General features: G+C 72.8%; 10 protein-coding genes. 7 read left to right on the top strand and 3 right to left on the bottom strand.

Annotated elements, in window-relative coordinates; all coding sequences use genetic code 11:
• Positions 1-94 precede the first annotated feature (94 nt).
• Positions 95-1,846 carry a biotin carboxylase N-terminal domain-containing protein gene (locus AB0D28_RS02935; RefSeq protein WP_357381552.1) on the top strand — a complete coding sequence of 584 codons (1,752 nt, stop codon included), beginning with the start codon at positions 95-97 and terminating at the stop codon, positions 1,844-1,846.
• A 125-nt stretch (positions 1,847-1,971) separates the two neighbouring features.
• Positions 1,972-3,411, top strand: coding sequence for a GuaB1 family IMP dehydrogenase-related protein (locus tag AB0D28_RS02930; protein WP_357381550.1), 1,440 nt, complete (start codon positions 1,972-1,974; stop codon positions 3,409-3,411).
• A gap of 6 nt (positions 3,412-3,417) precedes the next feature.
• Here the strand turns inward: AB0D28_RS02930 and AB0D28_RS02925 are convergent, their stop codons facing one another.
• Positions 3,418-3,957 (bottom strand): TetR/AcrR family transcriptional regulator, encoded by a 540-nt coding sequence (locus tag AB0D28_RS02925; RefSeq protein WP_357381548.1) that lies wholly within the window; start codon positions 3,955-3,957, stop codon positions 3,418-3,420.
• Positions 3,958-4,042: 85 nt separating this feature from the next.
• Here AB0D28_RS02925 and AB0D28_RS02920 point away from each other — a divergent pair, with 85 nt between their 5' ends.
• On the top strand, positions 4,043-4,486 hold the full coding sequence (locus AB0D28_RS02920) for a DoxX family membrane protein (protein ID WP_357381546.1): 444 nt from the start codon (positions 4,043-4,045) through the stop codon (positions 4,484-4,486).
• A 69-nt stretch (positions 4,487-4,555) separates the two neighbouring features.
• On the opposite strand, the gene AB0D28_RS02915 is transcribed toward AB0D28_RS02920, so the two are convergent.
• The gene (locus tag AB0D28_RS02915; protein WP_357381543.1) at positions 4,556-6,178 is read right to left on the bottom strand and encodes a DHA2 family efflux MFS transporter permease subunit; all 1,623 of its coding nucleotides are present in this window, start codon (positions 6,176-6,178) and stop codon (positions 4,556-4,558) included.
• A gap of 54 nt (positions 6,179-6,232) precedes the next feature.
• Here AB0D28_RS02915 and AB0D28_RS02910 point away from each other — a divergent pair, with 54 nt between their 5' ends.
• The 4 genes from AB0D28_RS02910 (at position 6,233) to AB0D28_RS02895 (ending at position 11,133) form a co-directional block, all read left to right on the top strand.
• Positions 6,233-6,748, top strand: a complete 516-nt coding sequence (locus tag AB0D28_RS02910; RefSeq protein ID WP_357381541.1) for a MarR family transcriptional regulator — start codon at positions 6,233-6,235, stop codon at positions 6,746-6,748.
• A gap of 61 nt (positions 6,749-6,809) precedes the next feature.
• Positions 6,810-7,328, top strand: coding sequence for a MarR family transcriptional regulator (locus AB0D28_RS02905; protein WP_357381799.1), 519 nt, complete (start codon positions 6,810-6,812; stop codon positions 7,326-7,328).
• Entirely contained in the window at positions 7,322-9,055 is a 1,734-nt protein-coding gene (locus tag AB0D28_RS02900; protein ID WP_357381539.1) for an ABC transporter ATP-binding protein, read from the top strand. The genes AB0D28_RS02905 and AB0D28_RS02900 overlap by 7 nt, the downstream gene beginning before the upstream one ends.
• 107 nt (positions 9,056-9,162) lie before the next feature.
• Positions 9,163-11,133 carry an ABC transporter ATP-binding protein gene (locus tag AB0D28_RS02895; RefSeq protein ID WP_357381797.1) on the top strand — a complete coding sequence of 657 codons (1,971 nt, stop codon included), beginning with the start codon at positions 9,163-9,165 and terminating at the stop codon, positions 11,131-11,133.
• Between the two features lie 70 nt (positions 11,134-11,203).
• Here the strand turns inward: AB0D28_RS02895 and thrS are convergent, their stop codons facing one another.
• Positions 11,204-12,421, bottom strand: a complete 1,218-nt coding sequence (thrS, locus tag AB0D28_RS02890; protein ID WP_357381537.1) for a threonine--tRNA ligase — start codon at positions 12,419-12,421, stop codon at positions 11,204-11,206.
• Positions 12,422-12,892: the final 471 nt, after the last annotated feature.

Here is a 12,892-nt window from a genome sequence, read left to right as displayed (position 1 = left end):
TGACTACAGTGCCGCATCCCACACTGAGCGATCGTTAGGCTCCGCAGCTCGGCCGCTAAACTCCCGGCAACGACCTCCCGGGAGGAGCCCCAAGGTGCGCAAGGTTCTCATCGCCAACCGCGGCGAGATCGCCGTCCGCGTCATCCGCGCCTGCCGCGACGCCGGACTGGCCAGCGTCGCCGTCTACGCGGATTCCGATCGGGACGCCCTGCACGCCACGCTCGCCGACGAGGCGTACGCCCTCGGCGGGGACACCGCCGCCGACAGCTACCTGCGCATCGACAAGCTGATCGACGTGGCGGCCCGCTCCGGCGCGGACGCCGTGCACCCCGGCTACGGCTTCCTCTCCGAGAACGCCGACTTCGCCCAGGCCGTCATCGACGCCGGGCTGACCTGGATCGGCCCCACCCCGCAGGCGATCCGCGACCTCGGCGACAAGGTGACCGCCCGGCACATCGCGCAGCGCGCCGGAGCCCCGCTGGTGCCCGGCACCCCCGACCCGGTCGGCAACGCGGACGAGGTGATGGCGTTCGCCGTCGACCACGGCCTGCCGGTCGCCATCAAGGCCGCCTTCGGCGGTGGCGGGCGCGGCCTGAAGGTCGCCCGCACCATGGAGGAGATCCCGCACCTGTTCGAGTCGGCCACCCGCGAGGCGGTCGCCGCGTTCGGCCGGGGCGAGTGCTTCGTCGAGCGTTACCTGGACAAGCCGCGCCACGTCGAGGCGCAGGTGCTGGCCGACCAGCACGGCAACGTGATCGTGGTGGGCACCCGGGACTGCTCGCTCCAGCGCCGGCACCAGAAGCTGGTCGAGGAGGCGCCCGCGCCGTTCCTCACCGAGGCCCAGCGCGCCCAGATCCACGACAGCGCCAAGGCCATCTGCCGGGAGGCCGGCTACCACGGCGCCGGCACCGTCGAATACCTGGTCGGCGCGGACGGCACGATCTCCTTCCTGGAGGTGAACACCCGGCTCCAGGTCGAGCACCCGGTCACCGAGGAGACCGCCGGCATCGACCTGGTCCGCGAGCAGTTCCGCATCGCCGACGGGGAGAAGCTGCGCTTCACCGAGGACCCGGCGCCGCGCGGGCACGCCATCGAGTTCCGGATCAACGGCGAGGACCCGGGCCGCAACTTCCTGCCCGCGCCGGGCACCGTCACCGCGCTGCGCCTGCCCTCCGGGCCGGGCGTGCGGGTCGACACCGGCATCTCGGCCGGCGACGTGATCGGCGGCAACTTCGACTCGCTGCTGGCCAAGGTGATCATCGTCGGCGAGACGCGCGCCGAGGCGCTGGAGCGGGCCCGCCGGGCGCTCGACGAGATGGTGGTCGACGGCATGGCCACCGCGCTGCCCTTCCACCGCCTGGTGATCCGCGACGAGGCGTTCACCACCGAGCCGTTCACCGTGCACACCCGGTGGATCGAGACCGAGTGGGACAACACCGTCCCGGCCTTCACCGCCGCCGCCGGTGCCGGCGACGAGCCGGCCGAGCGCGAGACCGTCGTGGTCGAGGTGGGCGGCAAGCGGCTGGAGGTCGTCCTGCCCGCCGGGCTCGGCGCTGGTACGGCGGCAGCCGCGCCCGCCGCGAAGAAGCCGGCCCGCCGGGGCGGCGGGGGCAAGGCGGGCGCCGCGGTCAGCGGTGACACGCTCGCCTCCCCGATGCAGGGCACGATCGTGAAGATCGCGGTGACCGACGGCGACGAGGTGGCCGAGGGCGACCTGGTCGTGGTGCTGGAGGCGATGAAGATGGAGCAGCCGCTGCACGCGCACAAGGCCGGCACGGTGAGCGGGCTCGCGGCCGAGGTCGGCGCGGTGATCACCTCCGGCGCGGCGATCTGCACCATCGCCTGAGGTGTAAGGAAGGGCCCCTTCTTAACGCGTGAGGTAGTGAAGGGGCCCCTTCTTAACAGCGCAGGGCCGGGTGGTCTGAGCCACCACCGCAGGCGGGCGCGGCCCGGGGCGGGAATGATGGCCGGGTGCGGTTCCTTCACGGCGCGGTCCCCGCGCACGACCTGACCTACAACGACGTCTTCATGGCGCCCAACCGCTCGGAGGTGGGCTCCCGGCTCGACGTCGACCTGGCCACCACCGACGGGACCGGCACCACGATCCCGCTCGTGGTGGCGAACATGACAGCCGTCGCGGGCCGGCGGATGGCCGAGACCGTGGCGCGACGCGGCGCGGTGGCGGTGATCCCGCAGGACATCCCGATCGAGGTCGTCGCCGACGTGGTCGGCTGGGTCAAGCAGCGGCACCTGGTCTACGACACGCCGATCACGCTCGGCCCGACCGAGACCGTCGGCGACGCGATCCACCTGCTGCCGAAGCGTTCGCACGGCGCGGTGGTGGTGGTCGACGCGGACGGGCGGCCGATGGGCGTGGTGACCGAGGCGGACACCGTCGGGGTGGACCGCTTCGCCCAGCTCCGGCACGTGATGTCGACCGAGCTGCACACCGTTTCGGCGGACGCGGACCCGCGTACCGGGTTCGACCGGCTGTCGGCGGGCCGGCGGCGGATCGCGCCGGTGGTGGACGGCGACGGCCGCCTGGTCGGGGTGCTGACCCGGCAGGGGGCGCTGCGCGCCACGCTCTACACCCCGGCCGTGGACGACCGGGGGCGGCTGCGCGTCGCCGCCGCCGTGGGCATCAACGGTGACGTCACGGGCAAGGCCGCCGCGCTGCTGGAGGCCGGTGTGGACACGCTCGTCGTGGACACCGCGCACGGGCACCAGGAGCGGATGCTCCAGGCGCTGCGGGCGGTCCGCCGGCTGGACCCGCCGGTGCCGGTGGCGGCCGGGAACGTGGTGACCGCCGACGGGGTACGCGACCTGGTCGACGCGGGCGCGGACATCGTGAAGGTGGGCGTCGGGCCGGGCGCGATGTGCACCACCCGAATGATGACCGGCGTGGGCCGCCCGCAGTTCTCCGCCGTGCTCGACTGCGCCGCCGCTGCCCGTTCGCTGGGGCGGCACGTCTGGGCCGACGGCGGCGTACGGCACCCGCGCGACGTGGCGCTGGCGCTGGCGGCGGGCGCCTCGAACGTGATGATCGGCTCCTGGTTCGCCGGCACCTACGAGTCCCCCGGTGACCTTTACACCGACGCCGACGGGCGGCGCTACAAGGAGAGCTTCGGCATGGCGTCGTCGCGTGCGGTGAGCGCCCGTACGGCCGAGGACAGCGCGTTCGACAGGGCCCGGAAGGCGATCTTCGAGGAGGGCATCTCCTCGGCCCGGATGTATCTGGACCCGAACCGGCCCGGGGTCGAGGACCTGATCGACGAGATCATCTCCGGCGTGCGCAGCGCGTTCACCTACGCGGGCGCGCGCAGTCTGGAGGAGTTCCACGAGCGGGCGCTCGTCGGCGTGCAGAGCGCCGCCGGGTACACCGAGGGAATGCCGCTGCCGACGAGCTGGTGACGCGGCTCAACTGAACAGCCGCCTGATCACGGTACGGGCGGCGGCCTCCGGGTCGTCGCCCACCCGTGGCGGCAGCGCGCCGGAGAGCCAGAGCGTGGCGAAGCCGTGCACTATCGACCAGGCGGCCAGCGCGTCCGCGTCCGGCTCCCGCCCGGTGTGCCGGGCCACCCCGCCGCGCAGCAGCTCGCCGGACCGGGCCCGGGCGGCGATCAGCTCCGGGTCGTCGGCCCGGTACAGCTCGGGCCGGAACATGACGTCGAAGTGCGCGCGGTGCCGCACCGCGAACCCGACGTACGCCACACCGGTGTCGAGCAGGTCGTCGCCGGCCTGCCGGAGCGCGTCGGCGAGCAGGTCGAAGCCCTGGGTGGCGAACGCGGTGAGCAGCCCCGCCTTGTCGCCGAAGTGGTGCGCGGGCGCGGCGTGCGAGACCCCGGCCCGGCGGGCCAGCTCACGCAGGCTCAGCGCGGCCGGCCCGGACTCGGCGATCGCCTCGGCGGCGGCGCTCAGCAGGACGCGGCGGAGGTCGCCGTGGTGGTACGAGGCCATGCCGCCACCCTAACTTGTCATTGACAAGATGGCACCCGTCACGGAATCTTGTCACCGACAAGATTCCGCGTCGGAGGGACTGACCATGGCACCGCTGATCGCACTCCTCGCCGGCACCGCGCTGGCCCGGATCGCCGGCCCGCTCGGCGTGGACGCCCTGGACGGGTGGCACCCCGCGCTGCGGGTCGGGCTGGCGCTGATGATGGTGCTGACCGGCGTGGCCCACTTCGCGTCCCGCCGGGCCGACCTGATCGCGATGGTCCCGCCGTCGCTGCCCCGGCCCGACCTGCTGGTCACCGTCACCGGCGTACTGGAACTCGCCGGCGCGCTCGCCCTGCTGGTCCCGGCCACCGCGCGTCCGGCGGCGGCCGGGCTGGCGCTGCTGATGCTCGCCATGTTCCCGGCGAACGTGTCGGCCGCGCGGCGCGGGCTCACGCTCGCCGGGCGCCCGGTGACGCCGATCGGCGTCCGTACCCTGCTCCAGGTCGTCTTCGTGGGTGCCGCGCGGGCGGTGGCCCTCGGCGGGTGACCGCAGCGAGGGCCGGGCCCGACCCGGCGGCCCGCCGGAACGAGACCGGCGGGCCGCACGGGACCCGGCTCAGGCGCGGGCCGGCTCCGCCTCGGCGGGCGGGGCGTCCCCGGCCTCGCCGTGCCGGACCGTCGGCAGGCGCAGGCAGGCGACCAGGCCGATCAGCAGGAATCCGGCCCCCGCGAAGGCGGCGTACCGGGTGGCCTCGGAGAACGCCTGCTTCGCCTCCTCGGCGATCGGTGCGGTGCGCGGGTCCGCCTCCAGCCCGCCGATCGCCGCGCCGGCGCTCTCCTTGACCGCGCTCACCACCTGGTCCCGCTGGGCGGGGGTGAGTCCGGGCTGGTCGGCCAGGCGGTCACCCAGGATACCGCCGAGGCCGGCGAAGAGGACGGTGCCGAGCACCGCGATGCCGAGCGCGGAACCGACCTGACGGGCGGTGCTCTGCAGGCCCGAGCCCTGGCCGCTGCGGCGCACCGGCACCTGCGACAGGGAGACGCCGGTGAGCTGGGCGGTGGCCAGGCCGACGCCGAGGCCGTAGACGAACAGGAAGCCCAGCGGCGCCCACCAGCTGGTGTCCGGCGCGACCACGAGCCCGAGTCCGATCACGCCGACGACCTCGGCGGCGACGCCGAGCTGGACCACCCGGGCGGCACCCCAGCGCTGCGTCAGCGGCGCGCCCATGCCGCTGGCCAGGAAGCTGCCGACGGCGAGCGGCAGCAGCGCCAGGCCGGTGCGGAAGGCGCTGTAGCCGAGCACGTTCTGGAACCACAGCGGAAGCGCGAACAGCAGTCCGAGCTCGCCCAGGCTGACGATCGCGGCGGCCAGGATGCCGTTGCGGAACGAGCTGATGCCGAACAGCGACAGGTCGAGCAGTGCGGGGCGGCCGGACCGGTTGCGGCGTACCTGCTGCGCCAGGAAGATCCCGAGCGCGACGAGGCCCACCAGCGCGGAGACCGGGACCGGCGAGATCGACGCGGTCCAGTCCAGCCCGAACAGGCTGAACGGCCGCTCCCGCTCCCACCAGCCGTAGGTGCGGCCCTCGATCAGGGCGAAGACCACGCCGGTCATGCCGATCACCGAGAGCAGCGCGCCGAGCAGGTCCAGGCCGCGTTCGGCCTGCTCGTCGCGGGACTCGGCGACCAACACGAGCGTCGCCACGATCACGGCCAGGCTGACCGGGACGTTGATGCCGAAGGCCCACCGCCAGGAGTACGTGGTGGTGAGCCAGCCGCCGAGCAGCGGCCCGAGCGCCGCCGCGCCGCCGATGGTGGAGCCCCAGACGGCGAACGCGATGCCCTTCTCCCGGCCGGTGAAGTTGGCGTTCAGCAGGGAGAGCGAGGTGGGCAGCATCATCGCCCCGCCGATGCCCTGGAGCACCCGGGACGCGATGAGCGTCTCGCCGGAGCCGGCGAGCGCCGCGAGCACGCTGGCCACCACGAACACGGTGACGCCGACGAGGAACATCCGCCGTCGCCCGGACCGGTCGGCGAAGCGGCCGGCGACCAGCAGCAACGCGGCGAAGACCAGGGTGTACGCCTCCTGCACCCACTGCGCGTCGGTGGAGGTGATGTCGAGGTCCCGGATGATCTGCGGCACCGCGACGTTCACGATTGTCGCGTCCACGATGATCATCGCCACGCCGAGGCTGATGGCAAGTAGCCCGAACCAGCGTCCGCGCCCGTCGCCGCGCATTACGCCCTCCCTTTAGCTAGATTCTCTAGCTACCTGAGATGCTAGCTTTATCCCATGGAGGGGGTGCCGTCAAGCGGGGAGCCGACGCCGGCCACGCCGCCGAGCAGCGAGACTTCCCGAGCGCTGCGCGACGTGCTGCGGATCGCCGGTGACACCCGGGCCGCGCTCGCCCGCCGCCTGGGCCTCAACGCCACCGACGCGGCGGCGATCGACCACCTGGTCTCCAGCCCGGAGCCGCTGGGCCCGGTCGAGCTGGGCAACCGCCTCGGCATCCGCTCCGCCTCGGCGACCACGCTCGTCGACCGGCTCGTGCAGGCGGGGCACGTCGCCCGGACCCCGCACCCGCACGACCGGCGTCGACTGAGCCTCCAGGTGACCGAGAGCGCCGTCGGCGAGGTGCTGGAGGCGCTCCGCCCGATGCTCGTCGGCGTCGACCGGGCGGTCGCCCGGCTCACCCCCGAGCAGGCCGAGGCCACCACGGCCTTCCTGCGCGAGGTCACCGAGGTGATGCGGGAGTACGTCGCCACCGCCCCGGACGAGCCGTCGCGGGCCCGCTCCAACCGCCGCTGAGGAGATTCTCAGAATTAGTTTGGGCCCTGATGGTTCGGGAGCTAACCTGACGCTCGTGAACATGGGCCCGCTCGTCCGCTTCCCCGACGCGTTGCACCACGCGCCACTCGGCCGGCTGATCTCGATCGCCGGTCACGTCGTCGAACAGCACTGGGGGCGTTACCTCGCCGAACACGGGCTCACGTCCGCCGGCATGCGGGTCCTGATGATCCTCCTGCGGGCCGGCGAGGTGAGCCACCGGGAAATGGCCGAGCTGTGCTTCGTCCGGCCCGCCACGCTCACCGGCATCGTCGACACGCTGGAACGCGACGACTTCGTCAGCCGCCGTCGCGCCCCGGAGGACCGCCGCACGGTCCGGCTCGCCCTGACCGACAAGGGCGGCGAGCATGCCCGCGCCATCATCGACATGATTCACAGCGACCGGCCGTTGACGTCGGTCGACGCCGACCCGGCCAACCGGGCGGTGATCCGCCAGTTCCTGATCGAAATCATCACCGGCATGTCCGACGGGGACCTCCGTCGGTTGAACCGGGACAGCGAGTCCGACACCGAGCCGCCGACGGGGAGCCATCCGTGTTGATCCGCCTGCTCCGCACACATCTGCACCCGTACCGACGATGGCTGGCCGCCGTGGTGGCGTTCCAGTTCGTCGGCACGATCGCCTCGCTCTACCTGCCGAGCCTGAACGCCGACATCATCGACCGGGGCGTCGCGGTCGGCGACACCGACCAGATCATGCGTACGGGCGGGTGGATGCTGCTGGTCAGCCTGCTCCAGATCGCCTGCTCGATCGCCGCCGTCTACTTCGGCGCGAAGACCGCCATGGCGTTCGGCCGCGACGTGCGCGGCTCGATCTTCCGGCGCGTCAACAGCTTCTCCGCCCGCGAGGTCGCCCGGTTCGGAGCGCCGTCGCTGATCACCCGCAACACCAACGACGTCCAGCAGGTGCAGATGCTGGTGCTGCTGAGCTGCACCATGCTGGTGGCCGCGCCGATCATGAGCGTCGGCGGCGTGGTGATGGCCCTGCGCGAGGACGTCGGGCTCTCCTGGCTGATGCTGGTCTGCGTACCGGTGCTGGCCGTCGCGCTGGGCCTGATCATCCGCCGGATGGTCCCGGGCTTCCGGCTCATGCAGACCCGGATCGACACCGTCAACCGGGTGCTGCGCGAGCAGATCACCGGCATCCGGGTGGTCCGGGCGTTCGTACGGGAGCCGTACGAGACCGACCGGTTCCGGGCCGCGAACACGGACCTGACCGCCACCGCGCTGCGGATCGGGCGGCTCCAGGCGCTGATCTTCCCGATCGTGATGCTGGTGCTGAACGTCTCCAGCGTCGCGGTGCTCTGGTTCGGCGCGGCACGTGTCGACTCCGGCCAGATCCAGGTCGGCGCGCTCACCGCGTTCCTGCAATACCTCATGCAGATCCTGATGGCGGTCATGATGGCCACCTTCATGCTGATGATGGTGCCCCGGGCGGCGGTCTGCGCCGAGCGCATCGAGGAGGTGCTCGACACCGACTCGTCGGTGGTGCCGGCCGCCGACCCGGTCACCGAGGTCACCGGCCGGGGCGAGCTGGAGTTGCGCGGCGCCGGGTTCCAGTACCCGGGCGCGACCGCGCCGGTGCTGCACGACATCTCGTTCCGGGCGGAGCCGGGCCGGACCACGGCGATCATCGGATCCACCGGCGCCGGCAAGACCACGTTGCTGACGCTCATCCCCCGCCTGGTCGACCCGACCGCCGGCGCGGTCCTGGTCGACGGCGTGGACGTACGGGATCTCGCCCCGGACGAGCTGTGGCGGCGGATCGGGCTGGTGCCCCAGCGGCCGTACCTGTTCACCGGCACCGTCGCCAGCAACCTACGCTACGGCAACCCGGACGCCACCGATGCCGAACTGTGGGCCGCCCTGGAGATCGCCCAGGCGCGCGACTTCGTCGCCGAGATGTCGGGCGGGCTGGAGGCGCCGATCGCGCAGGGCGGCACCAACGTCTCCGGCGGCCAGCGGCAACGCCTGGCCATCGCCCGCGCGCTCGTCCGCAAACCGGAGATCTACCTCTTCGACGACTCCTTCTCCGCGCTCGACCTCGGCACGGACGCCCGGCTGCGGGCCGCCCTCAAGCCGGTCACCGCGGACGCGGCGGTGGTGATCGTGGCCCAGCGGGTCTCCACGATCGTCGACGCCGACCAGATCATCGTGCTCGAGGACGGGGGTGTCGTCGGGATGGGACGACATGAGGAACTGCTGGAGAGCTGCCCCACGTACGCCGAGATCGTCGCGTCGCAGCAGACGGCGGAGGTGGCCGCGTGAGCGCGACGGCCGGGGGGAACGGCGGGACGCCGTCGGTTCCGCAGCAGAAGAACGAGCCGAACCGGCTGCCGCCGGCCGGGCGGCGGCCCGGCGGTGGCCCACCGCACATGAGCATGGGCATGCCGGCCGAGAAGGCGATGAACTTCGGGCCGTCGGCACGCCGGCTGCTGGGGCGGCTGCGACCGTACCGGCTCCAGCTCACCGGCGTGCTCGCGCTGGCCCTGGCCAGCGTCGGGCTCAGCGTCATCGGGCCGAAGGTGCTCGGCCACGCTACCGACATCATCTTCAGCGGGGTGATCGGGCGGCAGCTTCCGCCCGGCACCACCACCGAGGCGGCGGCGGAGGCGGCCCGCGCCGAGGGCAACGGCAACTTCGCCGACATGCTGGCCCGGATGGACGTGATCCCCGGCACCGGCATCGACTTCTCCGCACTGGGCCGGGTGCTGGCGTTCGCCGTCGTGCTCTACGTCGGCGCGAGCATGCTCCAGTGGGCGCAGGGCTGGGTGCTCAACGGGGTGGTGCAGCGCACCGTGCTGACGCTGCGCGCCGACGTGGAGGACAAGCTCAACCGGCTGCCGCTGCCCTACTTCGACAAGCAGCCCCGCGGTGAGCTGCTGAGCCGGGTCACGAACGACATCGACAACGTGTCGCAGACGCTCCAGCAGACGCTGAGCCAGTTGCTCACGTCGCTGCTCACAGTCGTCGGCGTACTCGGGATGATGTTCTGGATCTCGCCGCTGCTGGCAATCGTCGCGCTCGTCGCGGTGCCGCTGTCGGTGGTGGTCACCGGCCAGATCGCCAAGCGCTCGCAGGGCAAGTTCATCGCCCAGTGGAAGCACACCGGCGAGCTGAACGGCCAGATCGAGGAGGCGTACACCGGGCACGAACTGGTGAAGGTCTTCGGCCGGCAGAAGGAGGTCGAGGCCGCCTTCCACGCCAAGAACGAGGAGCTGTTCCGGGCCGGCTTCGGCGCGCAGTTCGTCTCCGGGCTGATCATGCCGGCGATGTTCTTCATCGGGAACCTCAGCTACGTCGCGATCGCCGTGGTCGGCGGCCTGCGGGTGGCGTCGGGCTCGATGAGCCTCGGTGACGTGCAGGCGTTCATCCAGTACTCACGGCAGTTCACCCAGCCGCTCACCCAGGTCGCGTCGATGGCCAACCTGCTGCAGTCCGGGGTGGCCTCGGCCGAGCGGGTCTTCGCGGTGCTCGACGCCGACGAGCAGAGCCCCGACCCGGCCGAGCCGGCCCGGATCGCCGACCCGCACGGACGGGTCGAGTTCGAGCACGTCTCCTTCCGGTACGACCCGGAGAAGCCGCTCATCGACGACCTGTCGCTGGTCGCCGAGCCGGGCCACACGGTGGCCATCGTCGGTCCCACCGGCGCCGGCAAGACCACGCTGGTCAACCTGGTCATGCGGTTCTACGAGCTGGACGCCGGGCGGATCACGCTGGACGGGGTGGACGTCTCCACGATGCGCCGCGACGAACTGCGCGGCCGGATCGGCATGGTGCTCCAGGACACCTGGCTGTTCGGCGGCACCATCCGGGACAACATCGCCTACGGGCGCCCCGACGCCACCGAGGAGGAGATCCTCACCGCCGCCCGGGCGACGTTCGTGGACCGGTTCGTCCGCAGCCTGCCGGACGGCTACGACACGGTGATCGACGAGGAGGGCAGCAACGTCAGCGCCGGGGAGAAGCAGCTCATCACCATCGCCCGCGCGTTCCTGGCCGAGCCGTCGCTGCTGATCCTGGACGAGGCGACCAGCTCGGTGGACACCCGGACCGAGGTGCTGCTCCAGCGGGCCATGGCGGCGCTGCGCTCGGACCGGACGAGCTTCGTCATCGCGCACCGGCTCTCCACCATCCGCGACGCCGACCTGATCCTGATGATGGAGCAGGGCCGGATCGTCGAGCAGGGCACCCACGACCAGCTCGTCGCCGCCGGTGGCGCGTACGCCCGGCTCTACCGGGCGCAGTTCACCGGCGCGGTGATCGAAGACGAGATCCCGGCGCCCACCCCGGCCGGCCCTCCGGCGGGAATGCGTGCCGGTGCCGGCACGCCGGCCGGGAACTGACGTGGACCCGGCCACAGGTCCGGTACCGGTCGGTGTCCGGGTGCCTTCCCGGCACCCGGACCGGCCGGAGTCAGGCCGGCGGGAGCAGCCCCGCCGACCGGCTCGCGACCACCACGCCGACCAGGCCCAGCGCCTCGGCGGCGGGCATCGGGTCGAGCACCCGGCCGTCGCGCAGGCGCAGCGAGACCGAACCGTCGGCCACCTCCCGGGGGCCGAGGACCCCGGTGTACGGGACGCGGCGGCGGGACGCGTCCCGGATCCGGGCGCCGAGCGAACCGGCGTGGTCGACCTCGGCCCGCAGCCCGGCCGCCTCGGCGCGGCGGGCCAGCGCGACGGCCGCGTCGACCTGCGCCGCGTCCACCGGCAGCAGCAGCACCTGCACCGGGGCGTACCAGGCCGGGAACGCGCCCTGGTGCACCTCGATCAGGTACGCGAACAGCCGTTCCATGCTGCCGACGAGGCTGCGGTGCACCATCACCGGCCGTTTCCGGCGGCCGTCCGAGTCGGTGTACGACAGGTCGAACCGTTCCGGTTTGTCGAAGTCGAGCTGGACGGTGGAGATGGTCGACTCCCGGCCGGCCGCGTCGACGATCTGAATGTCGATCTTCGGCCCGTAGAACGCGGCCTCGCCCGGCGCCTCGACGACGTCCACCCCGTCGAGCGCGGCGCGGAGCAGTTCCTCGGCCCGCCCCCAGCCGGCGTCGTCGCCCACGTACCGCCGGCCCGGCCCGCGCAGCGACAACCGGAACCCGGCGGGACGGACGCCGAGCGCGGCGTGCGCCTCGCCGATCAGCCGCAGGATCTCGCGGACCTCGTCGCCGACCTGCTCCAGCGCGCAGAAGTTGTGCGCGTCGTTGAGCGAGATGGCTCGTACGCGAGACAGCCCGCCGAGCACCCCGGAACGCTCGGCCCGGTACATCCCGCCCAGCTCGGCGACCCGCAGCGGCAGCTCCCGGTAGGAACGCCCACGGGCCCGGAACACCAGCGCGTGGTGCGGGCAGAGCGCCGGGCGCAGCACGAACTCGTCGTCGGCGCTCAGCCGCATCGGCGGGAACATGTCGTCGGCGAAGTAGCCCAGGTGCCCGGAGAGCTCGAACAGCTCCCGTTTGCCCAGTGGCGGGGAGTAGACGTGCCGGTAGCCGGCCCGGCGCTCCAGCTCCCGCACGTACTCCTCGACGGCGTGCCGGGCGGCGGCGCCGGCCGGCAGCCAGATCGGCAGCCCGGCGCCCGCGAGCGGGTCGGAGACGAACAGCTCCAGCTCCCGGCCGCGCCTGCGGTGGTCGATCATGTCGCTCTCCTTGATCGGGTACGACCCGGAGGCGAGCGGGCCCGGAACGCCGCGAGGCCCCGGAGCGGATCGCCCCGGGGCCTCGTCGACGGGAACGTCAGTGCGGCACGCCGGGAACACCCGGCGTCGTCGTTACTACCGCGCTACGCATGCCCTGACGCTAGACGCGCGGGCGTCGATGGCGCACCTGAAATATGGAGAGTGGGGGCGGGTCGCCGGCACGGGACCTGCCGGCGACCCGCGGCGGCCCGGGCATCGAGAACGGGGGACCCGACGACTCCGGCGCCGCGTCCCACCAACGGTACTCCGGGTATCGATGATGTGCCGCCCCGCCCCGAGCCAGACGCGCCGGTGACCCGTCACCTCTCGGCGGGCTGCCTCGTTCCACACCTACGGCCCACCGGTGTCGGCTGTCACCGCACGGCAGGGCCGGTGGTGGTGACGCCGGACACGGCGTCAGGCTCGGTCCGG

Source organism: Micromonospora sp. NPDC048169, assembly GCF_040652815.1.
GTDB lineage: Bacteria > Actinomycetota > Actinomycetes > Mycobacteriales > Micromonosporaceae > Micromonospora.
This window is presented reverse-complemented; position numbering and strand designations above follow the sequence as displayed.

Excerpts from the sequence above, each read along its gene's own strand:
- AB0D28_RS02895 (WP_357381797.1), top strand. The coding sequence starts at position 9,163 with ATGAGCATGGGCATGCCGGCCGAGAAGGCGATGAACTTCGGGCCGTCG.
- AB0D28_RS02920 (WP_357381546.1), top strand. The coding sequence starts at position 4,043 with ATGGCACCGCTGATCGCACTCCTCGCCGGCACCGCGCTGGCCCGGATC.
- AB0D28_RS02905 (WP_357381799.1), top strand. The coding sequence starts at position 6,810 with ATGGGCCCGCTCGTCCGCTTCCCCGACGCGTTGCACCACGCGCCACTC.
- AB0D28_RS02910 (WP_357381541.1), top strand. The coding sequence starts at position 6,233 with ATGGAGGGGGTGCCGTCAAGCGGGGAGCCGACGCCGGCCACGCCGCCG.
- thrS (WP_357381537.1), bottom strand. The coding sequence starts at position 12,421 with ATGATCGACCACCGCAGGCGCGGCCGGGAGCTGGAGCTGTTCGTCTCC.
- AB0D28_RS02915 (WP_357381543.1), bottom strand. The coding sequence starts at position 6,178 with ATGCGCGGCGACGGGCGCGGACGCTGGTTCGGGCTACTTGCCATCAGC.
- AB0D28_RS02925 (WP_357381548.1), bottom strand. The coding sequence starts at position 3,957 with ATGGCCTCGTACCACCACGGCGACCTCCGCCGCGTCCTGCTGAGCGCC.